Source organism: Allobosea sp. GW821-FHT09G06, assembly GCF_059416005.1.
This window is the reverse complement of the sequence record NZ_JBWKOI010000006.1, coordinates 115,784-141,070: the sequence shown is the minus strand read 5'-3', so window position 1 is coordinate 141,070 and position 25,287 is coordinate 115,784. Positions and strand designations below refer to the sequence as shown.

The following is a 25,287-nucleotide window of genomic DNA, read 5'->3' as shown; positions in this document are numbered from 1 at the left end:
TCAAGAGCCGACGCTTGGGAGCCTTGTGCAAGCTTCGACTTCTCGGCAACCCTGCAGGTCTCGATGGCGGGAACGAATCGGACAAGCCGGATGCTCGAACTGCAAGCAGGAGGCCTCGACGCCGTCATCCATCCCGAGATGGGCGGCATCGTCTCCTCCCTGAATTGGCGCGGGCCGGACGGGCGCCGCCACGACGTGCTCTATCCGCCTGCCGGGCGGCAGCCGGGCACGGCCTCGCCGAATTTCTTCGGGACCTGGGCATTGCTGCCCTTCGCCAACCGCGCCTTCGATTGCGTCGTCGACGACGGCGAGCAGCGTTTCCTCGTGCCGCAGAACGATCCCGGCGGTGCCATCCACGGCTTCGGCTGGCAGGCGGCCTGGGATGTTCTGCGGTATGACCGCGGTCATACCGTCCTCGAACATCGCCGCACGGAGGGGGAGGACCCCTATCGCTACCGGGCGCGGCAGGAGGTCATACTCGACGAAGCCGGTATGACCATCCGGATGGCGATCACCAACGAGGCGCAGACGGCACTACCGTTCGGCATGGGACACCATCCCTGGTTTCCCTGCGCCGCCGACACGCGCCTCGTCATGCGCAGCGACGGCGCGCTGGTCTTCGGGGAGGCCTTCCGTGCGACGGGCCAGCAGGCCTTCGCGGATGGCGGGCCCTATGCCGAGGCGCATCCCTTCCGCGCCGAGACCGTGACGGCCTGGAGCTTCCTCGGCTGGGACGGCACGGCCCGGATCGAGACGCCCTCGACCGGCCTCGCGATCACCCTGACCGCGAGCGGCAATCTCGACTGCCCGGTGGTCTGGGCACCGGCGGGCACGGACTTCCTCTGCGTCGAGCCGCAGAGCCACGCCATCGGCGCGCCGAGCGAGCCGCCGGCGCGCGCCGCCGCACCGCTCCAGCGTCTGGCGCCCGGCGAGACGCTGGAAGGCTGGCTCAGGATCGTGCCTGAGGCGATCTAGTTTTTAGCGCCAGCCGTAGCCGCTCGGGTAATAGGGCTGGTAGCCATAGGCGCCGGCCGGTAGGGCGGGCCGCAGCAGGATCTGGCCGCGCGCCGCTTCCCAGTCGCCGCCGCGCCGCTGCTGGGCGACGCTCGTCGCCTGATGACGCTGCTTGGCCTTGGCGATCGTCTGCTTGGATGAATGAGACTTCGCGAGCTTGGCCTTCGAGGGCGAGGCGGCCTTGGCGAAGCGCGAGAGATTGTCAGGCGCCGCGCCATTGAGCGCGATCCGGGTCTGGCCGGAGCCGTGCTTCTTCACCAGCGCGAAGAGCTTGGCGGCATTGGCCGGGTGCAGGCGGATGCAGCCATGCGAGGCCGGGCGGCCGAGCGCGCCCACCGCCGTCGTGCCATGGATCGCGTAGCCGCCGCGGAAGAATACGGAATGGGGCATCGCGCCGCCATATTTGCGCGAGTACCAGTTCTTTTCGAGCCGGGTCGGGCGGTAGACGCCATTGGGTGAGCGGAAGCCCTTGCGGCCGGATGAAATCTTCCAATCGTAGACCTCGCCGTCGGTGGTGGTCACCGACATGCGCTGGGCGACGATATCGACCCTGACATCGACGCCGGCATGGGCGGCGCCGGCGAAAGCCGACAGGATGAGGGCGGCCAGGATGCCGAGAACACGACGCATCACACTCACTCCGAAAGACGCTACTGCTGGATGAGGCGTTGTCGAGCTCAGGTGGCCGCCGCCCTTGACTCTAGGAAAGCGCCGACGCCCCCGGCTTGTAAAGCCGGAAGGCGGAACGTGGTTTCCAGCCGATCAGATCATCGGCAGCGAGGCGGGCTTGCGGCCACGCGGGAAGGCGGCGTCGATCCGGGCGATCTCGGCTTCGGAGAGCGCGAGGTTCAACGCACCGGCATTGTCCTCGACATAGGCGACCCGGCCGGCCTTGGGGATCGCGAAGACGCTTTCGCGCCGCGTCAGGAAGGCGAGCGCGACCTGTCGGGGCGTCGCGCCATGGCTTGCGGCGATCTCGGCCAGGACCTTGCCCGGCGCGCTGCCGGCGGCCGGAAAATCGTCATGGCCGAACGGGCTGTAGGCGACGACGGCGACGCCGTTCTCTTCGCACCACGGGATCACCGCATGCTCGATCGCGCGCTCGCGCAGATGGTAGAGCACCTGGTTGCAGGCGATCCGACCCTTGCCGGCGGCGGCGAGCGCCTCGTCGAGATCGTCCTCGTCGAAATTGCTGAGACCCCAGGACAAGATCTTGCCTTCTTGCTTCAGCGCTTCGAAGGCAGCGAAGGTCTCAGGCAGCGGATGCGGGCCGCGCCAATGCAGCAGGTAGCAGTCGAGCCGGTCGGTCCTGAGATGTTTCAGCGAACGTTCGCAGGCGGCCTGCACGCCGCGCCGCGAGGCGTTGTGCGGCAGCACCTTCGAGACCAGGAAGGCCTCGTCGCGCCGGCCTGCGATGGCTTCGCCGATCAGCACCTCGGCGCGGCCGTCGCCATACATCTCGGCCGTGTCGATATGGCTCAGCCCGAGATCGAGCCCGCGCCGGAAGGCGGCGATTGCCTCGCGCCGGTCGCCCTGCTCGCTATACCAGCTGCCCTGCCCGATCGAGTGGACGAGCGGGCCTGAGGCTCCGAAGCCGCGCTGCATGACGCTTTCTCCAGCTAGTCGACCGTGATCTCGAAACGCTCGTAGCGGATCTCGCCGTCATCGTAGCGGATGCGGACGAGGAAGCTGTCGGCGCCGCGATAGCCGCGTTTCGAGGTATATTCGAAGGCGAGCGACGGCCCGATCTTGCCGTTGCAATGCTGGAACGGACCCGGCCCGTATTCCGCCGCGGCCTTGCGGGTTGCCAGCCGGACCTTGCCGTGCCGGGGCGGCTCGGTCAGCACGCCCTTGGGGCGCGGGATCGGCCGGCAGCGCTCGTCCATCGTCATGAAGGTCTTCTGCAGGAAGGTCCGCTTGCCGGATGCCACCCGTTCCGGGCTCTCGGCCGCTCCGGACGCGCTGCCCTCTGTCGTGACGCAGCCGCCGAGCAGGCTGCAAAGCAGCGTGGCGCCGAGGATGGTCAGTCCGGGAACGGGCATGGCTTCCCCCAAGGCATATCGAAATGCGGAAAGACTTAGGTCGGCGGCGTGCCGTTATCCGACAGCACCTCGCCCGCAAGATAGAGCGAGCCGCAGATCAGGATGCGCGGCGGCGCCGGCCAGTCGCGCGCCGCGATCGCCCGTAGCGCCTGCTCGACCGAGCTGGCGACTTCGGCGACGAGCCCGGCACTGCGGGCGGCTTCCGCGACCTCCTCGGCCGAGCGCGCGGCCAGCGAATTATGGATCGGCACGGCGTAGAGAACCTGGGCCAACCCCTTGAAATGGCCGAGCGTGGCGGCCGCGTCCTTGGTCGAGAGCAGGCCGGCGATCATCACCAGCGGCGCCGGGTTGCGGTCGGCGAGATCGGCCATGGCTTGCGCGAGAACGCGCCCGCCATCGGGATTATGCCCGCCGTCGAGCCAGAGCTCGGCACGGTCCGGCACGAGCTCGGCCAGCGCACCGCGCGACAGGCGCTGCAGCCGCGCCGGCCAGTCGGCCTGGCGCATCCCGTCCTCGAAGGCGCGCGCCGGCAGGGCGCCGTAGCCGGCGGCCCGCAGCGCGGCGATCGCCGTGCCGGCATTGATGTGCTGGTGCCGGCCGGAGAGGCGCGGCAGCGGCAGGTCGAGCAACCCGTCCTGATCCTCGTAGACCAGCCGCCCGCCGGCTTCGTGGACGTTGAAATCCTGCGCGCCGATCAGGATCTTGGAGGCGCCGGCGCGCTCGGCCGCTGCTTCCAGCACCGCGGTCGGCTCCGGCTCCTGCGGCGCGATCACGGCCGGGGCGCCGCGCTTGAAGATGCCGGCCTTCTCGCCGGCGATCTTGGTGACGGTGTCGCCGAGATATTCGGAATGGTCAAGCGAGACCGGCGTCACCACCGTGCAGGCGGGATGGGCGATGACATTGGTCGCGTCGAAGCGCCCGCCGAGCCCGACTTCGAGCAGCAGCACATCGGCCGGATGCTCGGAGAAGAGCAGCAGGCCGGCGGCCGTCGTCATCTCGAAGAAGGTGATGGGATCGCCGGCATTGATCGCCTCGCAGCGCTCCAGCGCCTCGACCAGCTTGTCCTCGGCGACGAAGCGCCCGCCGCCGGGGGCGCCCAGCCGAATGCGCTCATGGAAGCGCACCAGATGCGGCGAGATATAGACATGGACGGAGAGGCCGGCCGCTTCGAGGATCGCCCGCATGAAGGCGATGGTCGAGCCCTTGCCGTTGGTGCCGGCGACATGGATCACCGGCGGCAGCTTCTTCTGGGGGTCGCCGAGCCGCTCCAGCAGGGTCAGGATGCGGCCGAGCGAGAGGTCGATCAGCTTGGGATGCAGCGCCATGAAGCGCGCGAGCAAGGCGTCGGAAGACCCCATGGCGTGACGGCCCCCAGCCGTGGACTCTTTCGGACCGCTCAGACGGCTTCGGCCACCGGACGCGCGGACGCTGCCTCTTCCTTCACGGCCGGCTGCTTGGTCAGCAGGCGGCCGAGCCGGGCGAGCGTCTCCGGCAGGTCGCGGCGATGCACGACCATGTCGACCATGCCGTGATCCTTGAGGTACTCGGAGCGCTGGAAGCCGTCCGGCAGCTTCTCGCGGATCGTCTGCTCGATCACGCGCGGGCCGGCGAAGCCGATCAACGCGCCGGGCTCGGCGATATGGATGTCACCCAGCATGGCATAGGAGGCGGTGACGCCGCCGGTGGTCGGATTGGTCAGCACCACGAAATAGGGCAGGCCGGCCGCGCGCAGGCGCCTGACCGCGACGGTCGTGCGGGGCAACTGCATCAGCGATAGGATGCCTTCCTGCATGCGCGCGCCGCCCGACGCCGCGAAGACGACATAGGGCGTCTTCTTGTCGAGCGCGGTCTCGGCGCCCTTCACGAAGGCCTCACCGGCGGCCATGCCGAGCGAGCCGCCCATGAAGTGGAAATCCTGCACGGCCAGCGTCATCGGCAGGCCCTTGACCCGGCCATAGCCGATCTTGAAGGCGTCCTGCATGCCGGTCTTGGCGCGGGCATCCTTCAGCCGGTCGACATAGCGCTTCTCGTCGCGGAACTTCAGCGGGTCGACCGGGACTTCCGGCAGCGCGACATCGAGCCATTTGCCGTCGTCGAAGGTCAGGCGCAGCCGTTCCGGCGCGGTGACGCGCATATGGTGCTCGGAGCCGGGGATGACGTGAGCATTGGCCTCGACATCCTTGTGGAACACCATCTGCCCGGAATCGGGGCACTTGATCCAGAGGTTCTCCGGGCTCTCGCGCTTGAACAGCGTCTTGATGCGCGGCCGGACGACTTCGGAAATCCAGTTCATCGGATGAATCCCTGATGGGGTTGTCAGCGCTCGCGCGCCGTCACGCCGAAAATGGGGTCGCGCCTGCCGGTGGGCAAGCGACGCGACCATGAACGAAACTTGGGCCTCAGGTCGCCTTGGCGACGGAGCGGATACCCTGGGCGAGCTCGCTGACCAGCGAGGTGACAGCCGAAACCGTCTTTTCCGTGGCCTTGCCCTCGCTGTCGAGCGAAAGGCGGACGCGCTCGACCAGCGCCGAACCGACGACGACGCCGTCCGCCCGCTTGGCGATGGTGGCCGCATCCTCGGCGGTCTTGACGCCGAAGCCGACAGCGACGGGCAGGTCGGTATGGCGCTTGATCCGGGCGACGGCATCGCCGACCGCGCCGTAATCGGCGATGGCGCCGCCGGTCACGCCGGTGACCGAGACGTAATAGACGAAGCCGGAGGTGTTCTGCAGCACCTTGGGCAGGCGCTTGTCGTCGGTCGTCGGCGTCGCCAGCCGGATGAAGGAGACGCCGGCCTTGAGAGCGGGCAGGCAGAGTTCCTCGTCCTCTTCCGGCGGCAGGTCGACGACGATCAGCCCGTCGATGCCGACGCGACGGGCATCGGTCAGGAAGGCTTCGACGCCATAGGCCCAGATCGGGTTGTAATAGCCCATCAGCACGATTGGCGTGTCATGGCCGGCCTTGCGGAAGCTCTCGACCATGGCGAGCGTCTTGCGCAGGGTCTGCCCAGCCTTGAGCGCGCGCTGCCCGGCGAGCTGGACGGGAATGCCATCCGCCATCGGATCGGTGAAGGGCACGCCGAGCTCGATCACGTCGGCGCCCGCGCCGGGCAGGGCCGCGAGGATCGCGCTGGAGGTCTCGAAATCCGGGTCGCCGGCGGTGACGAAGGTCACGAGCGCCGCCCGGCCCTCGCGGGCGCAGGCCTGGAAACGGTTCTGGATGCGGGTCTGGCCGGTCTCAGTCATGCCGCAGCGGTTAGCATGACACGCGCCGGCTGGCGAGTGGCTTGCGCGAAGGCTACGCCTGCGCCACATCGGCCGGGCATGCGCGCCTTCGACACCGCCCTTCCGATCGACGCCGTTCTCGGTGATCTCGCCGCCGCCCTGCAGGCGCGGCCGAATGCCGTGCTGGTCGCCCCGCCCGGCGCCGGCAAGACCACGCGCGTCCCGCTCGCCCTGCTCGACGAGTCCTGGACGAAAGGCGGCAAGCTGATCGTGCTCGAACCGCGCCGCCTGGCGGCGCGCGGCGCGGCGAACCGGATGGCGCAGACCTTGGGCGAGCGTGTCGGCGAGACCGTGGGCCTGCGCGTCCGTCTCGGTTCGAAGATCGGCCCGAAGACGCGCATCGAGGTCGTCACCGAAGGTGTCTTCGCCCGGATGATCCTCGACGATCCCGCGCTGGACGGCGTTGCCGCCGTGCTCTTCGACGAATTCCACGAACGTTCGCTCGATGCCGATTTCGGCCTCGCGCTTGCGCTGGATGCTCAAGGCGGCCTGCGCGAGGACCTGCGCATCCTCGTGATGTCCGCGACGCTGGATGGCGCCCGCGTCGCGAAACTGTTGGGCGATGCTCGGGTGATCGAGAGCGAGGGCCGCGCCTATCCCATCGAGACGCGCTATCGCAGCCGCGATCCGCTGAAGCGCATCGAGGATCAGGTCACGGAGACGGTTCTGCTGGCGCTGGGCGAGCAGCCGGGCTCGCAGCTCGTCTTCCTGCCCGGCCAGGGCGAAATCCGCCGCGTCGAGGAGCGTCTGCGCGAGAGGTTGCGCGATCCCGCCGTCGAGATCGCGCCGCTTTATGGCGCGCTCGACCAGCGCGAGCAGGATCGCGCCGTGCTGCCGGCGCCGGCGGGCAGGCGCAAGGTCGTGCTCGCCACCGCCATCGCCGAGACCTCGCTGACGATCGAGGGCGTGCGCGTCGTCATCGATTCCGGCCTCGCCCGCGTGCCGATCTACGAGCCCGATATCGGCGTGACACGATTGGAAACCCGCCGCGTCAGCCGCGCCGCCGCCGACCAGCGCCGGGGTCGTGCTGGCCGCACCGAGCCCGGTGTCTGCTACCGGCTCTGGGAGGAGGCCGCGACCGGCGCGCTCGAAGCTTTCGCCCGCCCCGAAATTCTCTCGGCCGATCTGAGCCCGCTGCTGCTCGACTGCGCCGCTTGGGGCCTCAGTGATCCCACGACGCTTTCCTTCCTCGATGCGCCGCCCGCGCCCGCCCTGAAGGAAGCCCGCGCGCTCCTGAGCAATATCGGCGCGCTCGATGCCGATAGCCGGATCACGCCGGACGGTCGCGCCCTGCAGGCGCTGCCGCTGCCACCGCGCCTGGCTCGCATGGTCGTGGCGGCCGCCCGCTTCGGACATGCGGACACTGCCGCCGATCTCGCCGCCGTGCTGGTCGAACGCGGCCTCGGCGGCGATGCCATCGATCTCGCCGAGCGGCTGGAGCGCTTCAATCGCGAACGCGGCGGTCGGGCCGGCGACATGCGCCGCCTCGCGGAAGGCTGGGCGCGAACCGCCGAGCGCAGCATCGGCAAGGATCGGCTTGAGATCGGCGAAGTCCTGTCGCACGGCCTCCTACTGGCCTTCGCCTATCCCGACCGGGTCGCCAAGGCGCGCGCGCCGGGCTCCGGCCAATATCTTCTCGCCAACGGGCGCGGGGGTGCGCTGGAGCCGTCGCAGCGTCTGGCGCGCGAGCCCTATATCGTCGTCGCCGAGATGACAGGTTCGGCCCAGCAGGCCCGCATCATGGCGGCCGCCGCGGTCAGCGAAGCGGAGATCGCGGCGCTCGTCTCCCATGGCCTCGCCCCCTTCGCCATCGCCGAACGCGAGGAGGCGAGCTTCGACCGCACGGCGCGGGCCCTCCGTGTCCGGGCCGTGCGCCGCTACGGCGCGCTCTCGCTGTCGGAACGACCGCTTTCGGTTGCGGATACGCCCGAGAATTCCGAGGCACTGGCCAAAGGCATCGCAGCGCTCGGCATCGGGCTCCTGCCCTGGAGCAAGGGGCAGAACCAGTTGAGGGAACGCGCCGCCTTCCTGCGCAAGGCCGAGCCGGAGGCCGGTTGGCCCGACCTTTCCGACGAAGGTCTGGCGCTGGACCCGGAACTCTGGCTGGCGCCGCATCTCCTTGGTCGTGCCTCGCTCGCCGCGATTCAAGCGTCCGATCTCGATTCGGCGCTGACGAGCCTGCTGCCCTGGGAGATGAAGCGCCGGCTCGATCAGGAGGCGCCGACTCATTTCACCGCGCCGACCGGCTCCTCGCTCGCGGTCGACTACGCCGCCGAGGCCGGCCCGACCATTTCGGTGCGCGTGCAGGAACTCTACGGCCTCGCGATGCATCCGGCCCTGGCCGGCGGGCGCGTGCCGCTTGTGCTGGAATTGCTCTCCCCGGCCCATCGGCCGATCCAGGTCACGCGCGACCTGCCGGGCTTCTGGCGCGGCTCATGGGCTGCCGTGAAATCCGAGATGAAAGGGCGCTACCCCCGACACCTCTGGCCGGATGACCCGGCCGCAGCGCTGCCGACGACGCGGGCCAAGCCACGCGGGACGTAATCCAAGGGCGTCATTCTCGGGCGGAGCGAAGCGCAGACCCGGGAATCTCATGACGAGAAGGCTCTGGTTTACGAGATGCCCGGGTCAAGCCCGGGCATGACGGCAAGCCTTGGCGACGATGCGTTGTCCTTCAATTCCCCATCCGGTCGCGCCATTGCCGCTCGCCGGCGAGGCAGGTCGCGATATTGCCTGATTGCGCCTTGTGGACCGTCGCATCGGCCGGGGCCTCGGCGATCTCGCGCAGCAGCTTCGTCTTCGTCGCCTCGACGAACTGATGCTTCTCGCGGATCGGGATGACGAAGGCGCCGATGCCGGTGATGACGCAGTCGGTGTAGTAGGTGTCGAGATTGTCGATGTCGAAATAGCCGGCCTGCTTCAACATCACCGGCAAGCCGTTGATGGCGATGCCCTTGGCGCCGGCCTCGTCGCGCGCCACGGTGACCGGGCGCCCGTCATTGTTGGCGCCGTCGCCGGAGATGTCGATCACGCGACGCATCGCGCTGACATTCGATTGCTCCAGCAATTGCACCCCGAGATCGATCGCGCCGGAGATCGAGGTCCGCCGGCCGCGCCGCGTCGGCGCCTCGCCCAGCTCCTCGGCGAAGGCCATCGCCGCGGCCGGGCCGTCGATCACCTTCCAGGGCCGGACGACGTATTGGAAATTGCCGCCGGCCCATTCGAAATAGGTCACGGCGATCTTGCCGATCGCGCCCTTGTTGATGGCGTCGTGCAGCTGTTTCGACCGGAACGCCTCGATATAGCCGTTGCGCTGCAGCGCGAGCTCGTCCAGATCCATCGAGTAGGAGACGTCGACCGCGAGCACGAGCGCGACATCTACCTCCTCGGGCGGCGGCGCCGTCTGGGCTCTGGGCTGGGCGGGCTGCCAGAGCGCCGCCGCCGCCAGACATGAGAGACCGTACAGCCAACGCCGCATCGCCACCTCCGTCGCCGATTTGCGAGGGGAAGTGTGCGCCCGGCCGGGACGCGCGCCAAGCCGGAAAATCCGGCTAAGGGCGCCTGTTTCGATAGCAAATTCGCGAGCGGCGGGCTCAGGCGGCGCGGCGGCCCTCGACGATGCCGATCGCTGCGGCAGCCGCCTCCTCGACAGTGAGCGCCGAGGTGTCGAGCACGATCGCATCCTCCGCCGCCTTGAGCGGCGCGTCGCTGCGGCCGGAATCGCGGGCATCGCGCCGGCGGATATCGGCGAGGATGCCGTCGAAGGTCACAGTCTCGCCGCGTCCGACCAGCTCCTTGTGGCGCCGTGCGGCCCGCACCTCCGGCGTCGCGGTGACGAAGAGCTTGGCCGGCGCCTCCGGGCAGATCACCGTGCCGATATCGCGCCCGTCGAGCACGGCTCCGCCGGGTTGCGCGGCGAAGCGCCGCTGCCGGGTCAGCAGTCCGGCGCGCACGGCCGGCATGGCCGCAACCACGGAAGCGGCTTCGCCGATCTCGCGGCCGCGCAGCCGTTCCTCCGAGAAGGCGGTCTCGTCGAAGCTGCCGACGATCGCCTCGGCAGCCACGGCGTCGTGGATATCGTGGCCCGCGTCGAGCATGGCGCGCGCCACCATCCGGTAGAGCAGGCCGGTATCGAGATAGGGCAGGCCGTAATGCGCCGCCAGCCGGCGCGCCAGCGTGCCCTTGCCGGAGGCGGCAGGGCCGTCGACGGCGATGACGAAGCGGGCGGCCTGAGCCGCGCTCATCCGATCTGGCCTCCGAGCCCGTTCATCAACGAAACGAAGCTCGGGAAGCTCGTCGCGATCATCAGCCCGTCATCGACCACGACCGGCTGCTGCGTCGCCAGCCCCATGACGAGGAAGCTCATCGCGATGCGGTGGTCGAGATGGGTCGCGATCGGCCCGCCACCGCGCACCGGTCCGCCACCCGAACCCTCGACGACGAGGTCGTCGCCCTCGATCCAGCAGGTGACGCCGGCAGCCTTCAGCCCGGCCTCGACCGCGGCGAGACGGTCGGATTCCTTGACGCGCAGTTCCTGCAGGCCGCGCATCCGCGTCGTGCCCGTGGCGAAGGACGCGGCCACCGCCAGCACCGGATATTCGTCGATCATCGCCGGCGCCCGCTCCGGCGGCACCGTCACGCCCTTCAGGCTGGAGGCGCGCACGCGCAGGTCGCAGACCGTCTCGCCGCCCTCGTTGGCTTCGCGCTCGACGGTGATGTCGGCGCCCATCTCGCGCAGCGTGGTCAGCAGGCCCGAGCGCAGTGGATTGGTCATCACGCTCTCGATCAGGATGTCCGACCCCGGCACGATCAGCCCGGCCACCAGCGGGAAGGCGGCCGAGGACGGGTCGGCCGGCACGACGATCGGCGCAGCCTTCAGTTCCGGCTGGCCCTTCAACACGATGCGCCTGCCATGGGCGCCCTCTTGCGTCACCGTGATTTCGGCGCCGAAATGCGCGAGCATCTTCTCGGTATGGTCGCGGGTCGCTTCCGCCTCGATCACGGTGGTCTCGCCGGGGGCGGCCAGCGCCGCCAGCAGCACGGCCGACTTGATCTGCGCCGAGGCGACCGGCGGGCGATAGGTGATCGGGATCGCCTCCTTCGGGCCGCGCAGGGTCAGCGGCACGCGGCCGCCCTCCTGCTGCGAGACGACGACCGTGCCCATTTGCTCGAGCGGGTCGAGGATGCGCCGCATCGGCCGCTTGCGCAGCGAGGCATCGCCGTCAAAGGTCGTGGTGATCGGATGCGAACCGCAGACGCCCATCATCAGGCGCGAGCCGGTGCCGGCATTGCCGAAATCCAGAACATCGGCCGGTTCGCGCAAGCCCCCGACGCCGACGCCCTGCACGCGCCAGGCGCCGGGCCCGTCATGGTGGACGATGGCGCCGAGAGCCCGCGCCGCCGCGGCGGTGCGCATCACGTCTTCGCCTTCGAGCAGCCCGGTGACCTTGGTCTCGCCGATCGCCAGCAGGCCGAAGATCATCGCCCGGTGCGAGATCGACTTGTCGCCGGGCACGCGGACGCGGCCTTTCAGCGGCCCCCCGGCGCGGGCTGTGACGGGAACGGGTTCATGGTCGTGGGACACGGGGCGTGGTCTCTGCAGGCTGGCCGTAAGGAATGCAGAAAGGGCCGTAGCATGCCCGCGCGCGCTGCGCCAAGGCGCGGCGCTGCGGCGCGGCGAATCGACGTTCCGGGCGTCCGCAGGGCCGCTTCGCGCAAATCAACATTTGACAGAGCGGCTTACCCCGACTAACGGACGCGCCTGCTTTTCAAAACATGATAGTTGAAGGTCCGACGCAGTGGCGAAACCGGAACTCGGAACGAAGCGCGTTTGCCCGGTCACGGGCCGCAAATTTTATGACCTGAACAAGGACCCGATCGTCTCGCCCTATACGGGCCAGGCTTATCCGCGGGCGATGTTCGAGCCGCAGGCCAAGGCAGCCCCCGTGCCGAAGCCGGAAGCCGACGAGGAAGACGAGACCGAGGCCGCCGATGGCGCCGTCGAACTCGTCTCGCTCGACGAGGCCGATGCCGAGGCGTCCGAGAAGGAAGCCGTCGTCACCAGCGAGGACGATATCGAGGTCGAGGACGTCGGCGGCGATGACGAGGACGACACCTTCCTCGAAGAGGATGAGGAAGGCGACGACGACGTCTCCGACCTGATCGACGGCGACATCGAAGCCGACGAGGACAACTGATCCACAGCCTCGAAAAAAGATGACGACACGGCGACATTAAGCGCTTGTGTCTTCCGTCCGAGCCGCCTATAGAGCGCTTCGTCGCCGCCAGGGCGGCCCGGACGGAACCGCCGAGGCGGTACCAAATCCGGTTGATGATCGATCCCCAAGTCGGTCGTCGCGTGTGGGGCCATAGCTCAGTTGGGAGAGCGCTTGAATGGCATTCAAGAGGTCGGCGGTTCGATTCCGCCTGGCTCCACCAAATTTCTTCCGAGAGCGCTGAACAGCCTGGTGTTCCGGATCACGCTTCGGCGTTCTCCCGACATCTCGCATGTTTCCCGCCGATCTGAAGCCTGACGGGATAGCTGTTCGTCGCGCCTCGCGTGATTCGGATCGGCCCTCTCGATATGGTGGAACCCGGCAGGCGCTCCTTCGCACTCGCGTCATTCCGCTGACGCTGCCGTCTTGCTCCGCGGAGGCCGCGAATCACCCGGCGGCCCGCCGCGCAGGCAAACGCGGCATAGCGGCGTGAAAGCCGCCGCGTCGCACGCTCCATAGAAGGAGGCAGGAATGGCCAAACGCACGAAATCCAAAGCCCTCGATACCGAGTTCACCATGTTCGATGTCGTCTACGAAGACGGATCGCGGACCTCGAACCGGCGCGTTCTGACGTCGTTGCTCGGCGGCCTGGACGGAGATGAGCCCGCCCGGACGGCCATCGAGGAGCAGGACCAGATCATCTCGGAGAGGTCGGGCAAGCCGCCCTTGGCGATTGCGACGATCGCCCGGTCGTCCAAGGCGGCAGCCGAGCCGGATCAGCGCAAGGACGACCGGAAGAAGCGGTCGGCGTAAAGCCGGCATCGAGGGGGCTTGCCTTTCCTGAAGCGATGAGCGAGCACGCGGCCATGCCGCGCCGCTCGCAGGCGCGATCTGGAGGGCGGTTGGCCTGATGTCGGACCTGCAGACCATCCTGCGCGAGCCGCGCTACGACCTCGTCAAGGCGCCGACGCCGCTGCAGCGCCTCTCCGGCTTCGAGCGCAAGCTCGGCCGTCCCGGCCTCTTCATGAAGCGCGACGACCTGATGGAGATCGGGCTCGGCGGCAACAAGCTGCGCAGCCTCGAATTCTGGCTGGGCGCTGCGCTTCGGGAGCGGGCGGACATCGTCCTCGTCGCGGGCGGGGCGACGTCCAATCTCTGCCGCCTCACCGCGGCCGCGGCCTCGATGGCGGGGCTGGATTGCCTGATTATCCACAATGCCGAGGACAGCCCGGCGAATCGCGAGCGTTCCTTCCTGAACCGGCTGTTCGGCGCGGAAACGCGTTTCATCGGTGCGGTCGGTGAGGAGGAGCGCGGGGCGGTGATGAAGGCCGCCGCCGCGGAGCTGAAGCGGCAGGGGCGGGTTCCCTATATCGTCGGCGACGCGGTGCTCGGTGCGCTCGGCTATGTCCTGGCCGCTTTCGAACTGCATGAGCAGTCGCAGCGCGAAGCAACACCGCTGCGCCATGTCTTCCTGGCGGGCTCGATGGGGCCGACGGAAGCGGGCTTCATCTTCGGCAACGCCATGCTCGGTAACCCCTTCCAGGTCCATCTGGTCAGCGTCGAATACGAGCAGGCCGAGCTGGAGGCCCGCATCCGCCGGATCTACGAGGGTATCCGTGAGCGGACGGGGATCCCGGTCGGCGGTCTCGATCCGGCGCCGCTCCACTATCATATGGCCCATCTGGGCGGCGGCTGGGGCGTACCCACGCCCGAATCGGAGGCGGCGATCGTTGCCTTTGCCCGCACCGAGGGCATCCTGGTCGAGCACGTCTACACGGCGAAGACCTGCGCCGGTTTCCTCGATCTGGTCGCGAAGGACGCGATTCCGCCGGGCGAGCCGGCCTGCATCCTTCATACTGGCGGGACGGCCTCGCTCTTCGCGCAGCGCGAGCAGTTTCGCACGGTGAGCTGAGAGCACCGGTTCCGGCTGCGATCAGAAGCGCGAGCGGGGCTGGTAGGGCTGGGCCAGGTCGCGGGCATTGTTGAGAGCCAGCGCCAACTCGGTGATGTGCAGGGCGAGTGCGCCCGAGAAGCGCGGCGCCTCGCCGCGCCGGATCGCCTCGGCCTGATCCGCCACGCCGCGGATGAAATCGATCTGCGAGGGATAGCCGGGCAAGGCCTTGCTCGTCGGCTGGGCGGGATAGGCCAGCTTGCGCCCTGGGGCCGGCTTCCAGGGCAGCGCGCGCCCGAGCTTGGCTTCCGCCCGCGTCAGGAGCCGCCCGAGCAGGGGCCGCGGCGCATCGACCTCCTCGACATGGACGACGGAGCGGTTGTCCCAGAGATCGCGCACCGTCAGCGAGCCCTTCTCGGCGAAGACCTGCAGTGAGCGGTCACGCGGCGCGACGAGCCCGTTGGTCAGCCTTGCGACGACGCCGGAGCGGAAGGTCAGGCAGCCCACGGAGAAATCCGGGGCCATCGCGATGTGCCCGGTGCCCGGCCCCTTGTCGGGGAAGGTCACGGCCGAGAAGGCGGTCAGGCTCTCGACCGGTCCGAACAGTGTTACCAGCCAGGACAGCGCGTAGCCGGCATGTTCGAGCGTGCAGCCGATCTCGAACTCGTGCAGCCCCGGCCAGGGCGCGCCCGAGCGCGAGCGCCAGCTCGCCCATTTGTCACGGAAGACCGGGCCGTCCTCCATCGCGGCATAGACCAGCCTTGGCGCACCGATCCGCCCGGAGCGCAAGGTATCCTCGACGAGGCGATGCGTGTCGCTGAGCCCGTTGGCGGGGGCAGTGGCCAAGGTCAGCCCGCAGCCTTGCGCCTGTGCGACCAGTGCCTCGGCTTGCGCCAATTCCATCGCCAGCGGCTTCTCGCAATAGACATGCTTGCCGGCGGCGAGCGCGCGGCTGGTGATCTCGTAGTGGCTTTCCGGCGTCGTCAGGTTGACGACGATCTGCACGTCTCGGTCGGCAAGCAGGGTATCGAGATCGGGATAGGCGGGGACATCGTGGAAGGCGCGGAAGGCTTCGAGCCGCGCGGCATCGCGATCCCAGACGCCCGCGAGAGCGAGCGCCGGATGGTTCGCCAGCGTCGTCATGTAGTAGTCGGCGACGAAACCCGAGCCGACGAGCGCGATCTTCATGCTTGAACCCGTTCCACCGGCTGGCAAGCCGATGGAACGGCCTCTATCAGGCAAGAATGAAGATCGGCTTTCGCGAAGGCGCGACCAGAAGCATTTTCGAGCGAAGTGGGTACCGGTTCGCGTGAAGAAAATGCGGAAAATCTGGATACTTTACGCCGCGCCGATCGCGTTCGACGGCGTCTGCCGGTCGGTGATCTGCTGGCCGAACAGGCTGCCGGCGAGTTCGACCGCGAGGCGGGCGGTCTGGCCGCGATCGTCGAGGAACGGGTTGAGCTCGACGATATCCATCGAGCGGACCAGCCCGGAATCGTGCAGGAGCTCCATCACCAGATGCGCCTCGCGATAGGTCGCGCCGCCCGGCACGGTGGTGCCGACGCCCGGCGCCAGCGGCGGGTCGAGGAAATCGACGTCGAAGGAGACATGCAGCACGCCATTGGCGGCGCGCACCTTCTCGATGACCTGCCGGATCAGGACGCCGACGCCATGTTCGTCGATGGCGCGCATGTCGGCGATATCGACGCCGCGCGCCTTCACCGCCGCCTTCTCCAGCGGATCGATCGAGCGGATGCCGAACAGGCTGAGCTGTTCATACGGGATCGAGGCGCGCGGCTCGGAGCCGAGCAGGTCGTCGAGCCCGGCCTCGCCGCAGAGGAAGGCCGAGGACATGCCGTGCATGTTCCCGGAGGGCGAGATCGCCGGCATGTTGAAATCGGCATGAGCGTCAAGCCAGAGCACGAAGAGCTTGCGGCCCTGCTCCTGCCAGTGGCGGGCGACGCCGTTGACCGAGCCCATCGACAGGCTGTGGTCGCCGCCGAGGAAGATCGGCGTGTCGCCGGAGCGCGCGATCTCGTAGGCGCGGGCGCTCAGCGCGCGCATCCAGGCGGCGATCTCGTTGTAGAAGCGGGCATTGGCGGGGGCGGGACCATCGACCGGGGCGAGGTCGCGCGGCAGGATGTCGCCGTGGTCGCTGACGCTGTAGCCGAGGTCTTCCAGCACGCGGGCGAGGCCGGCGGTGCGCAGGCCGGCCGGGCCCATCAGCGCGCCGCGGCGCGAGGCGCCGACCTCGATGGGCGCACCGAGCAGGGCGATGCGGCCCTGGGAAGCGGGAGCGGTCGCGGAGGAGGCGGTCATTCCAGTGGTCCGTTCATGCGATATCGATGGGCGTCATGCGCCGACGCGCCGTCCATGGCGCATCGGCATGCCTCTGTCGAGTGCCGGCCTCAGCGGCGCTTCAGCAGGATCATCTTCTCCTGCGTCATGTCGCGCATCGTGTAGGGGATGCCGCCGGTGCCGTAGCCGGAGACGCGCCGCCCGGCGAAGGGCATCCAGTCGGTGCGGAAGGTCGTGGGATCGTTGACCATCACGGCAGAGGCGTCGAGCCGGTTCGCCGCCCGCATCGCGACATCGATATCCTGCGCGAAGATGCTGGCCTGGAAGGCGACGGGCAGGGAGTTCGCCCGCGCGATCGCATCGTCAAGCTTGCTGTAGCGGTAGACCGCGACGACCGGGCCGAACACCTCTTCGCTGGAGATGCGCGCTTCCGGATCGGGGTCGATCAGCACGGTCGGCTCCAGCGTCGTCTCCGACAGGCGCTTGCCGCCGGTGGCGAGCCGGGCGCCGCCTTTTACGGCCTCGTCGATCCAGGAGGCGACGCGATCGGCCTCCTTCGGGATGATCAGCGGCCCGACTTCGGTGTCGGCCAGCGTGGGATCGCCGGTGCGCAGCTTCTTGACGCGGGCGACGAGCCGCTCGGTGAAGTCGTTGATAACAGCGTCATGGACATAGATCCGCTGCGTCGACACGCAGACCTGTCCGGCATGGTAATAGCCGCCCTTCACGATCGGCTCGATGATCCCGTCGAGATCGGCGCTCCTGTCGACGATCGCCGGCGCGACGCCGCCATGTTCCAGCGCCGAGCGGGCGCCATGGGCGAGCTTCGAATGCAGATGCCAGCCGACTTTGGCCGAGCCGATGAAGCTGAGGAAGGCGATGCGCGGATCGGTCGCGAACTTCTCCGCCAGCGCGGTCTCCAAGGGCACGAAGACCTGGCACCAGGCTTCCGGCAGTCCGGCTTCGTGCACCAGCTTGACGAAATCGATGCAGGAGAGCGGCGTCGTGCCGGCCGGCTTGACGATCACCGGGCAGCCGACCGCGATCGCCGGCGCGACCTGATGCACGATCAGGTTGAGCGGGTGGTTGAAGGCCGAGATCGCCGCGACGATGCCGATCGGCTCCTTGGTGGTGAAGGCCCAGCGATCGGCAGCCGCCGCCGAGAGCCCCATCGGGATCTCGCGCCCGGCGAAGTTCCGCAGCTCCTCGGCGGCATTGTAGACGCCATCGACCGCCCGGTTCGCCTCGACGATCGCGTCCGGCAGCGGCTTGCCGCCCTCGCGCGCGATCTGCATGGCGAAATGGTCGCGCCTTGCTTCGAGGAGGCCCGCGAGCTTGCGCAGGATCGCGATGCGCTGATGCGGCTTCAGCCAGTTGTCGCGGTCCTTGAAGACGGCCTGCGCCGCCTGCAGCTTGCGTTCGAGCGCAGCCGCGTCATCGGTCTCGATCTCGGTGATCGGGGCGCGGTCATAGGCCTTAACAACCTGGAGCATGATCTTGTCTCCTTTGGACATCGACATTTCCGAGCCCTCATCCTGAGGAGCCATTCCCTCGGGAATGGCGTCTCGAAGGATGTTTCAGAAGGCTCGGAGACATCTGGAGCATCCTTCGAGACGCCGCTTGCGCGGCTCCTCAGGATGAGGGCTTCGGTGATGGCGGCCGTTAAGCCAGATCGACGTCCGGCACCTTGTTCCGGAGTTCCTCGACGAGGACGCGGGTGTTCTCGGAATAGTCGATCGGGCAATCGACGAGATGGACCCCACCGCCCTTGAAGGCGGCTTCCAGCGTCGGCACCAGTGCCTCGGCCGAGGTCACGCGCGAGCCCTTGGCGCCATAGGCCTCGGCATAGCGCACGAAATCGGGATTGCCGAAGGTCATGCCGTAATCGGGGAATTTGTCGACGGCCTGCTTCCAGCGGATCATGCCATAGGCGCCGTCATTGAGGACGAGCACGACGAGGTTGAGGCCGAGCCGGACCGCCGTCTCCATCTCCTGCGAGTTCATCATGAAGCCGCCATCGCCGCAGACGGCCATGACGCGCCGCTCCGGATGGAGCATCGCCGCCATCATTGCCGAAGGCAGGCCTGCGCCCATCGTCGCCAGCGCGTTGTCGAGCAAGAGCGTGTTGGCGACATGGGTGCGGTAGTTCCGCGCGAACCAGATCTTGTACATGCCGTTGTCGAGGCAGACCATGCCGTCCTCCGGCATCACCGCGCGCACGTCATGGACGAGCCGCTGCGGCGTCACCGGGAAGCGATCTTCCTCGGCGCGGGCGTTGATCTTGGCCAGGATCTTCTGGCGCAGCTCCAGCGTCTGCTTCTGCTCTGGCAGCTTGCCTTCGAGCCGGTCGGCGAGCCCCGTCATGGTGACACCGATATCGCCGATCACCTCGGCATCGGGATGGTAGACCTGCTCGACATTGGCCGACTGGAAGCCGAGATGGATCACCTTCGGCCCGCCGGCATTGCGCATCAGGAAGGGCGGCTTCTCGATGGTGTCGTGGCCGACCGCGATGATCAGGTCGGCCGCCGCGACAGCCTCATGGACATAGTCGCCCTCCGAGAGCGCGGCGGTGCCGAGATAGAGGTTGGAGCCGCCGGTGACGGCGCCCTTGCCCATCTGCGTGTTGAAGAAGGGCAGGCCGATGCGGCGCACCGCCGCCGAAAGCGGCTCGACCAGGCGTGGCCGGTTGCCGGCGGCGCCGATCATCACCAGCGGACGCTTGGCGGCGAGGATCATCGCGGCAGCGCGGTCGAGCGAGGCTGCCGGCGCAATCGGCCGGTCGAGCGCGTGGACGGGGATCAGCAGGGTGTCCTCGACCTCCTCGGCCGCTACGTCCTCGGGCAGTTCGAGATGAACCGGGCCCGGTCGCTCCTCCATCGCGACGCGGAAGGCGTCGCGCACCACGGAGGGGATGCTGGCGGGGCTGACGATCTGGCGGGTCATCTTGGTCAGCGGGCGCATCGAGGCGACGACATCGACGATCTGGAAGCGCGCCTGCTTGGCGGTCATGATCGCCTTCTGCCCGGTGAGCAGGATCATCGGCATCGCCCCGAGATGGGCATAGGCCGCGCCGGTCGAGAAGTTCAGCGCGCCGGGGCCCAGCGTCGCGATGCAGACGCCGGGGCGGCCGGTGAGGCGCCCATGCGTGGCGGCCATGAAGGCGGCAGCCTGCTCGTGCCGCGTCAGCACCAGCTCGATCTTCGACTTGCGCAGTGATTCGACGACGTCGAGATTTTCCTCGCCGGGAACGCCGAAGACGCGATCGACGCCCTCGTTCTCCAGTGCCTCGACCAGAAGATCGGAACCCTTCTTCATCGCCCGTGCCTTTCCCGGAGAGAGCCTCGCTGGAGGGCAAGGCTAGGCTCTCGACGTAGGAACGCAACCGGGGACGTGTCAGGGCGCGCGGCGCATGGCAGTCCTGCCCGGCCGCGACATGAAGCGAATTCGCCGAGGCCGGCTCAGGCGGCCTGTTTCAGCGCGATCTCGAAGGGCGAGAACGTCACCGCGCCGCCCTGCACCGTGACCAGCGTGTTGCAGGGCAGGGCCTGCCAGCATTCGCGCGCGGCATCGACCGGCTCGGAGGCGACGACGACGCTGTCCGGCCGCTCGCAGACATAGAGGCTCGGCGGCTTGGCGTCCGAGGACCAGCGGATCGCATGGATGCTGTCACCATCGGCGAGCGCCGCAGCGCAGCGCAGGGGCTCGCGAATGCCGGCCTGCTGCATCAGCCCGAGCGCGTCCGACAAGGCTGCGGCGAGCGCATCGCCCGGCGCCATGCCCTCCGTCAGATGGGCCAGCGCGAGCAGGAACAGCGCTTCCGAGTCGGTCGTGCCGGCGCGGGCGCCATAGAGGGCATCCGGGATCAGCGCCTCCAGCCGCCGCCGGATCGTGCCGTAGCCGCCGATCTGGCCGTTATGCATGAAGAGATAGCGGCCATGGACGAAGGGGTGGCAGTTCGCGCGCGTCGTCGCGGTGCCGGTCGCGGCGCGGACATGGGCGAAGAACAGATGCGAGCGCACCTGCCGCGCGATCGAGAGCAGGTTCTCGTCGGACCAGGCGGGGCGCACCTCGCGATACTGGCCGGGCTCGGGCCGCTCGCCATACCAGCCGACGCCGAAGCCGTCGCCGTTCGTGCCGGTCTTGGCCTCCTCGGCATGGAGCGACTGATGGATCAGCGAATGGCAGGGCGAGGCGACGAAATCCTCAAGAAAGACGGGAATGCCGGAATAGGCGAGGAAGCGGCACATCGGCGCCTCGAATCGAGCGTGGAAAGCGGGCCGGAGAATAATGTTCTCCGAAGATGAACGCGAACATAACGTTTCTTCGCCGCACCGGCGAGCCAATGCGTGCCGCCGCAATTTTCTGCCGCAAAAACAGGCAGCCGTAACCCTTCGCCTTTCGTCCAATGGATAAGGCCGGCACCGTCTTGCGTGGCGCGCATCCCTCCTATACCGATCCAGCGCATAAGTGGTGCATAAACCTGAGACCGGTCGGCATATCCGGTTCATGGCGCGCCTGGACGGGAGCGGAAGCGTGAAGGGTCTCCTCGGCATCAGCCGCGTCATTGACGCGGTCAACGGCCAGATCGGTAAGAAGATCGCCTGGCTGATTCTCGTCGCGGTGATCGTGGCGGCCGTCAACGCCATTATCCGCAAGGTCTTCAACGTCTCGTCGAATGCCTGGCTCGAACTGCAATGGATGCTGTTCGGCGCGGTCTTCCTGATGTGCGCCTCCTGGACGATGCAGGTGAAGGAGCACATCCGCATCGACATCGTGAACAGCATGTTGCCGAAGCGCGTCCGCCAGTGGATCGAGCTCATCGGCCATGTGTTCTTCCTGATGCCGTTCTGCCTGTTGATCGTCTATCATTCCTGGCCGTTCTTCTGGCGTTCCTACGCCATCAACGAGCAGTCGCTTTCGGCCGGCGGCCTGCCGCAATGGCCGGCCAAGGGGCTCGTCATCGTCGGCTTCGTGATGCTGACGGTCCAGGGCATCTCCGAGATCATCAAGACGATTGCGATCATGCGCGGCGATCTTGAGGATCAGGAAGCCGCACTCGGCCATGCCGCGGCGGCCGAGGCGGAAGCCCAGCGCCTGCTCGACCAAGCCAAGGAACAGGGCCTCGCCTCGTGAGTGGCCCGCAAGACGTCCGGAACCGTCCCATGCACGCTCATCGCCTTCCGCGCGTCGCCGGCCTGCTGCTCGCGCTGACCCTCCTCGCCTTCTTCGGCCTCCATACCGGCGACGCCTTCGCGGCGGGCGGCGGCATCGGCGACTTCCTGCGCGTCAACATGGCGCCGGTGATGTTCGCGGCCCTCGTCGTCTTCCTGCTGCTCGGCTATCCCGTCGCCTTCGCGCTGGCCGCCAACGGCCTGCTTTTCGCGCTGATCGGCATCGAGCTCGGCCTGTTCCAGGAGAACTTCCTTCAGGCGCTGCCGGAGCGCATCTACGGCACGATGAACAACGACGTGCTGCTGGCTGTGCCATTCTTCACCTTCATGGGCCTGATCCTCGAACGCTCCGGTATGGCCGAGGACCTGCTCGACACGATCGGCCAGCTCTTCGGGCCGATCCGCGGCGGCCTCGCCTATGCGGTGATCTTCGTCGGTGCGCTGCTCGCCGCCACCACCGGCGTCGTCGCGGCCTCGGTGATCTCGATGGGCCTGATCTCGCTGCCTATCATGCTGCGCTACGGCTATGACCGGCGCCTTGCGTCCGGCGTCATCGCGGCCTCGGGCACGCTCGCCCAGATCATCCCGCCCTCGCTCGTCCTGATCGTGCTCGCCGACCAGCTCGGCCGCTCGGTCGGCGACATGTACGAGGGCGCCTTCATCCCCGGCCTCGTGCTCTCGGCGATGTATGCCGGCTACGTCTTCCTCGTCACCATGGTCTATCCCAACCGCGCGCCCGGCCTGCCGCCGGAGGCGCAGACCCTGCGCGATGCCGACGGCAAGACGCGGCGCTTCTCGCTGCTGGTCGTGACGCTGATCTCGCTGGCGCTGGCCTATGGCTACATGAAGCTCTTCACCACGCTGAAGGCAGGCGCCGATTTCGTCATCCTGACGATGTCGCTGATGGTCGCGATCGCCTTCGTCATCGCGCTGATCAACAAGCTGCTCGGCCTCGGCCTGCTCTCGCGCATGACCGAGCAGGTCGTCTTCGTGATGGTGCCGCCGCTGGCGCTGATCTTCCTGGTGCTCGGCACGATCTTCATCGGCGTCGCCACCCCGACGGAAGGCGGCGCGATGGGCGCCGCAGGCGCGATCCTGCTCGCCCTCAGCAAGAAACGCATGACCTTCGACCTGCTCCGCCAGGCGACGGAATCGACCGCCAAGCTCTCGGCCTTCGTGCTCTTCATCCTGGTCGGCGCGCGCGTGTTCTCACTGACCTTCTACGGCGTCAACGGCCATCTCTGGGTCGAGCATCTGCTGGTCGGCCTGCCGGGCGGCGCGACGGGCTTCCTGATCGTCGTCAACGTGATGGTCTTCCTGCTCGCCTTCTTCCTCGACTTCTTCGAGCTGGCCTTCATCATCGTGCCGCTGCTCGGCCCGGCGGCGGAGAAGCTCGGCATCGACCTGATCTGGTTCGGCGTCATCCTGGGCGTGAACATGCAGACCTCGTTCATGCACCCGCCCTTCGGCTTCGCCCTGTTCTTCCTGCGCTCGGTCGCACCGAAGAATGCCTACCGGGACAAGGTCACCGGCCGGATGATGGAGCCGGTCACCACCGGCCAGATCTACTGGGGCGCCGTGCCCTTCGTGGTGATCCAGTGCATCATGGTCGCGCTCGTCGTGATCTTCCCGAGCATGGTGATGCATTACAAGGCCTCCGCGATTCAGCTCGACCAGAAGGCGATCGACAAGCAGTTCGACTCGATCCAGATCCCCGGCCTCGGCGGATCGGGCCTGCCGGGCGGGTTCGACCTCAACGCGCCGCCGGTCATCGGCACGCCGCCCAAGCCGTAAGGGCGCGCCGTGACAGGGGTGACCGGCAGGCTGATTGGAGCGGCTACAGCCGCTCTGGCATTGACACCCACTGCCGCACTGGCGGCGGGCGATATCGGCGGTGCCGGCATGGGCGCCGGCTGGGCCCTGCCTTTCGCCGGCATGCTGCTCTCGATCGCGCTCGGCCCCGTGCTGTTCCCGCATCTCTGGGAGCATCATTACGGCAAGTTCGCCGGTTTCTGGGCCGCGCTCACGCTGGTCCCGCTCGTCCTGCTGCGCGGCGTCGATCCGGCGCTCGGCGCGCTGCTGCATACCGCGCTGCTCGACTATATCCCCTTCATCATCCTGCTCTTCGCGCTTTTCACGATCGCGGGCGGCATCCTGATCTCAGGCAACCTGCACGGCACGCCGGCGACCAACACGGTGCTATTGGCGATCGGCACGGTGCTGGCGAGCTTCGTCGGCACGACCGGTGCCTCGATCATCATGATCCGGCCGGTGCTGCGGGCGAATGACGACCGGCGCTTCAACGTCCATGTCGTCGTCTTCTTCATCTTCCTGGTCTCGAATATCGGGGGATCGCTCACCCCGCTCGGCGACCCCCCGCTCTTCCTCGGCTTCCTGCGCGGCGTCGATTTCTTCTGGACCACGACGCACCTGTTGCCCGAGACGGTCTTCGCCGTCATCGTGCTACTCGCCTTGTTCTACGCGCTCGACAGCTGGTTCTTCCGCAAGGAGGAGGGCTTTCCCAGGCTCAAGGACCCGACGCCGGATCGCGCCATCAAGCTCTGGGGCAAGGTCAACATCCTGCTGCTGGCCGGCGTGATCGCCGCGATCCTGATGTCGGCGAACTGGAAGCCGGGTGTCGCCTTCACCGTCCACGGCGTTCCCGTCGAGGGCCAGAACCTGCTGCGCGACGTGATCCTGCTCGTCCTCGCCGGCCTGTCGCTCAAGCTGACGCCCGGCCCGGTCCGCGCCGGCAACGAATTCTCCTGGGGGCCGATCAAGGAAGTCGCCAAGCTCTTCGCCGGCATCTTCATCTGCATCATCCCGGTTCTGGCGATGTTGCAGGCCGGCAAGGCCGGCGCCTTCGCGCCGCTGGTCGGGCTCGTCACCAATGCCGATGGCAGCGCCAACACGGTGGCCTATTTCTGGCTGACCGGCGCGCTCTCCTCCTTCCTCGACAACGCGCCGACCTATCTCGTCTTCTTCGAGCTGGCGGGCGGCGATCCCAAGGCGCTGATGACGACGGGCGCGCTGACGCTGACGGCGATCTCGGCCGGCGCAGTCTTCATGGGCGCCAACAGCTATATCGGCAACGCCCCGAACTTCATGGTCTACGCCATCGCCAAGGACCGGAAGGTGAAGATGCCGAGCTTCTTCGGCTACATGCTCTGGTCCGGCGCGATCCTGATCCCGCTCTTCGTGGTGCAGACGGTCCTGTTCTTCCGCTAGCTGTCATCCCGTGCGCGCTGCGGCGCGCAGTGCCGCTGCGCAGACACGGGACCGCGTGCAGAAAAGGGCGCCTCTTCCGTCAGACGATCCCGCATCTGCGCAGCAGCATTCTCATGCTGCAGCGCGTGCGGGGTGACACCC

Annotated in this window: 22 protein-coding genes and 1 tRNA gene; 9 read left to right on the top strand and 14 right to left on the bottom strand. The window is 68.0% G+C overall.

What is annotated here, in order from left to right:
• Positions 1 to 90 precede the first annotated feature (90 nt).
• Positions 91 to 975 (top strand): aldose epimerase family protein, encoded by an 885-nt coding sequence (locus AC07NY_RS23705; RefSeq protein ID WP_494585849.1) that lies wholly within the window; start codon positions 91 to 93, stop codon positions 973 to 975.
• 3 nt (positions 976 to 978) lie between these two features.
• On the opposite strand, the gene AC07NY_RS23700 is transcribed toward AC07NY_RS23705, so the two are convergent.
• From AC07NY_RS23700 to trpA, 6 genes are all read right to left on the bottom strand, one after another.
• Complete coding sequence (locus AC07NY_RS23700; RefSeq protein WP_494585848.1) at positions 979 to 1,644, bottom strand: L,D-transpeptidase; 666 nt, start codon at positions 1,642 to 1,644, stop codon at positions 979 to 981.
• Between the two features lie 132 nt (positions 1,645 to 1,776).
• Positions 1,777 to 2,619, bottom strand: coding sequence for an aldo/keto reductase (locus AC07NY_RS23695; RefSeq protein ID WP_494585847.1), 843 nt, complete (start codon positions 2,617 to 2,619; stop codon positions 1,777 to 1,779).
• Between the two features lie 14 nt (positions 2,620 to 2,633).
• Entirely contained in the window at positions 2,634 to 3,056 is a 423-nt protein-coding gene (locus AC07NY_RS23690) for a hypothetical protein (RefSeq protein ID WP_494585846.1), read from the bottom strand.
• A 35-nt stretch (positions 3,057 to 3,091) separates the two neighbouring features.
• Entirely contained in the window at positions 3,092 to 4,414 is a 1,323-nt protein-coding gene (locus AC07NY_RS23685; RefSeq protein ID WP_494585845.1) for a bifunctional folylpolyglutamate synthase/dihydrofolate synthase, read from the bottom strand.
• A 38-nt stretch (positions 4,415 to 4,452) separates the two neighbouring features.
• A complete protein-coding gene (gene accD, locus AC07NY_RS23680; RefSeq protein ID WP_494585844.1) occupies positions 4,453 to 5,349 on the bottom strand; it encodes an acetyl-CoA carboxylase, carboxyltransferase subunit beta in 897 nt (298 codons plus the stop codon).
• 106 nt (positions 5,350 to 5,455) lie between these two features.
• A complete protein-coding gene (trpA, locus tag AC07NY_RS23675) occupies positions 5,456 to 6,301 on the bottom strand; it encodes a tryptophan synthase subunit alpha (protein WP_494585843.1) in 846 nt (281 codons plus the stop codon).
• A 78-nt stretch (positions 6,302 to 6,379) separates the two neighbouring features.
• On the opposite strand from trpA, the gene hrpB reads away from it, so the two are divergent.
• On the top strand, positions 6,380 to 8,884 hold the full coding sequence (gene hrpB, locus AC07NY_RS23670) for an ATP-dependent helicase HrpB (RefSeq protein WP_494585842.1): 2,505 nt from the start codon (positions 6,380 to 6,382) through the stop codon (positions 8,882 to 8,884).
• A 130-nt stretch (positions 8,885 to 9,014) separates the two neighbouring features.
• Here hrpB and AC07NY_RS23665 read toward each other — a convergent pair whose 3' ends face one another.
• The 3 genes from AC07NY_RS23665 to aroA form a co-directional block, all read right to left on the bottom strand.
• Complete coding sequence (locus tag AC07NY_RS23665) at positions 9,015 to 9,818, bottom strand: DUF1194 domain-containing protein (RefSeq protein ID WP_494585841.1); 804 nt, start codon at positions 9,816 to 9,818, stop codon at positions 9,015 to 9,017.
• A gap of 115 nt (positions 9,819 to 9,933) precedes the next feature.
• Positions 9,934 to 10,584: a (d)CMP kinase gene (gene cmk / locus AC07NY_RS23660; protein ID WP_494585840.1), complete on the bottom strand. Its 651-nt coding sequence runs from the start codon at positions 10,582 to 10,584 to the stop codon at positions 9,934 to 9,936.
• Entirely contained in the window at positions 10,581 to 11,924 is a 1,344-nt protein-coding gene (aroA, locus tag AC07NY_RS23655) for a 3-phosphoshikimate 1-carboxyvinyltransferase (protein ID WP_494585839.1), read from the bottom strand. Before aroA ends, cmk begins: the two co-directional genes overlap by 4 nt.
• Before the next feature lie 214 nt (positions 11,925 to 12,138).
• Between aroA and AC07NY_RS23650 the strand changes: the two genes are divergently transcribed.
• The 4 genes from AC07NY_RS23650 (at position 12,139) to AC07NY_RS23635 (ending at position 14,467) form a co-directional block, all read left to right on the top strand.
• On the top strand, positions 12,139 to 12,537 hold the full coding sequence (locus AC07NY_RS23650) for a TIGR02300 family protein (protein ID WP_492286834.1): 399 nt from the start codon (positions 12,139 to 12,141) through the stop codon (positions 12,535 to 12,537).
• Between the two features lie 165 nt (positions 12,538 to 12,702).
• Positions 12,703 to 12,778 (top strand) — tRNA-Ala (locus AC07NY_RS23645).
• A 308-nt stretch (positions 12,779 to 13,086) separates the two neighbouring features.
• Positions 13,087 to 13,368: a hypothetical protein gene (locus tag AC07NY_RS23640; RefSeq protein WP_492286833.1), complete on the top strand. Its 282-nt coding sequence runs from the start codon at positions 13,087 to 13,089 to the stop codon at positions 13,366 to 13,368.
• Between the two features lie 97 nt (positions 13,369 to 13,465).
• The gene (locus tag AC07NY_RS23635; protein ID WP_494585838.1) at positions 13,466 to 14,467 is read left to right on the top strand and encodes a pyridoxal-phosphate dependent enzyme; all 1,002 of its coding nucleotides are present in this window, start codon (positions 13,466 to 13,468) and stop codon (positions 14,465 to 14,467) included.
• A 21-nt stretch (positions 14,468 to 14,488) separates the two neighbouring features.
• Here the strand turns inward: AC07NY_RS23635 and AC07NY_RS23630 are convergent, their stop codons facing one another.
• The 5 genes from AC07NY_RS23630 to AC07NY_RS23610 form a co-directional block, all read right to left on the bottom strand.
• Complete coding sequence (locus tag AC07NY_RS23630) at positions 14,489 to 15,634, bottom strand: Gfo/Idh/MocA family protein (RefSeq protein WP_494585837.1); 1,146 nt, start codon at positions 15,632 to 15,634, stop codon at positions 14,489 to 14,491.
• 150 nt (positions 15,635 to 15,784) lie between these two features.
• Positions 15,785 to 16,765: an arginase gene (gene rocF / locus AC07NY_RS23625; protein WP_492286830.1), complete on the bottom strand. Its 981-nt coding sequence runs from the start codon at positions 16,763 to 16,765 to the stop codon at positions 15,785 to 15,787.
• A gap of 89 nt (positions 16,766 to 16,854) precedes the next feature.
• Positions 16,855 to 18,237, bottom strand: coding sequence for an aldehyde dehydrogenase family protein (locus AC07NY_RS23620; RefSeq protein WP_494585836.1), 1,383 nt, complete (start codon positions 18,235 to 18,237; stop codon positions 16,855 to 16,857).
• A gap of 169 nt (positions 18,238 to 18,406) precedes the next feature.
• Positions 18,407 to 20,062 (bottom strand): acetolactate synthase large subunit, encoded by a 1,656-nt coding sequence (locus AC07NY_RS23615; protein WP_494585835.1) that lies wholly within the window; start codon positions 20,060 to 20,062, stop codon positions 18,407 to 18,409.
• A 143-nt stretch (positions 20,063 to 20,205) separates the two neighbouring features.
• Positions 20,206 to 20,994, bottom strand: a complete 789-nt coding sequence (locus AC07NY_RS23610; protein WP_494585834.1) for a class II glutamine amidotransferase — start codon at positions 20,992 to 20,994, stop codon at positions 20,206 to 20,208.
• Positions 20,995 to 21,280: 286 nt separating this feature from the next.
• Between AC07NY_RS23610 and AC07NY_RS23605 the strand changes: the two genes are divergently transcribed.
• From AC07NY_RS23605 to AC07NY_RS23595, 3 genes are all read left to right on the top strand, one after another.
• Positions 21,281 to 21,880, top strand: coding sequence for a TRAP transporter small permease subunit (locus AC07NY_RS23605; protein ID WP_492286826.1), 600 nt, complete (start codon positions 21,281 to 21,283; stop codon positions 21,878 to 21,880).
• A gap of 134 nt (positions 21,881 to 22,014) precedes the next feature.
• Positions 22,015 to 23,712, top strand: a complete 1,698-nt coding sequence (locus AC07NY_RS23600; RefSeq protein WP_494585900.1) for a TRAP transporter large permease — start codon at positions 22,015 to 22,017, stop codon at positions 23,710 to 23,712.
• Between the two features lie 30 nt (positions 23,713 to 23,742).
• Positions 23,743 to 25,146, top strand: a complete 1,404-nt coding sequence (locus tag AC07NY_RS23595; protein ID WP_494585899.1) for a sodium:proton antiporter — start codon at positions 23,743 to 23,745, stop codon at positions 25,144 to 25,146.
• Positions 25,147 to 25,287 lie beyond the last annotated feature (141 nt).

Bases quoted from the DNA above. Each gene is read 5' to 3' on its own strand.
- AC07NY_RS23705 (WP_494585849.1), top strand. From the start codon at position 91: ATGCTCGAACTGCAAGCAGGAGGCCTCGACGCCGTCATCCATCCCGAG.
- AC07NY_RS23700 (WP_494585848.1), bottom strand. From the start codon at position 1,644: ATGCGTCGTGTTCTCGGCATCCTGGCCGCCCTCATCCTGTCGGCTTTC.
- AC07NY_RS23695 (WP_494585847.1), bottom strand. From the start codon at position 2,619: ATGCAGCGCGGCTTCGGAGCCTCAGGCCCGCTCGTCCACTCGATCGGG.
- AC07NY_RS23690 (WP_494585846.1), bottom strand. From the start codon at position 3,056: ATGCCCGTTCCCGGACTGACCATCCTCGGCGCCACGCTGCTTTGCAGC.
- AC07NY_RS23685 (WP_494585845.1), bottom strand. From the start codon at position 4,414: ATGGGGTCTTCCGACGCCTTGCTCGCGCGCTTCATGGCGCTGCATCCC.
- accD (WP_494585844.1), bottom strand. From the start codon at position 5,349: ATGAACTGGATTTCCGAAGTCGTCCGGCCGCGCATCAAGACGCTGTTC.
- trpA (WP_494585843.1), bottom strand. From the start codon at position 6,301: ATGACTGAGACCGGCCAGACCCGCATCCAGAACCGTTTCCAGGCCTGC.
- hrpB (WP_494585842.1), top strand. From the start codon at position 6,380: ATGCGCGCCTTCGACACCGCCCTTCCGATCGACGCCGTTCTCGGTGAT.
- AC07NY_RS23665 (WP_494585841.1), bottom strand. From the start codon at position 9,818: ATGCGGCGTTGGCTGTACGGTCTCTCATGTCTGGCGGCGGCGGCGCTC.
- cmk (WP_494585840.1), bottom strand. From the start codon at position 10,584: ATGAGCGCGGCTCAGGCCGCCCGCTTCGTCATCGCCGTCGACGGCCCT.
- AC07NY_RS23640 (WP_492286833.1), top strand. From the start codon at position 13,087: ATGGCCAAACGCACGAAATCCAAAGCCCTCGATACCGAGTTCACCATG.
- AC07NY_RS23635 (WP_494585838.1), top strand. From the start codon at position 13,466: ATGTCGGACCTGCAGACCATCCTGCGCGAGCCGCGCTACGACCTCGTC.
- AC07NY_RS23630 (WP_494585837.1), bottom strand. From the start codon at position 15,634: ATGAAGATCGCGCTCGTCGGCTCGGGTTTCGTCGCCGACTACTACATG.
- rocF (WP_492286830.1), bottom strand. From the start codon at position 16,765: ATGACCGCCTCCTCCGCGACCGCTCCCGCTTCCCAGGGCCGCATCGCC.
- AC07NY_RS23620 (WP_494585836.1), bottom strand. From the start codon at position 18,237: ATGCTCCAGGTTGTTAAGGCCTATGACCGCGCCCCGATCACCGAGATC.
- AC07NY_RS23615 (WP_494585835.1), bottom strand. From the start codon at position 20,062: ATGAAGAAGGGTTCCGATCTTCTGGTCGAGGCACTGGAGAACGAGGGC.
- AC07NY_RS23610 (WP_494585834.1), bottom strand. From the start codon at position 20,994: ATGTGCCGCTTCCTCGCCTATTCCGGCATTCCCGTCTTTCTTGAGGAT.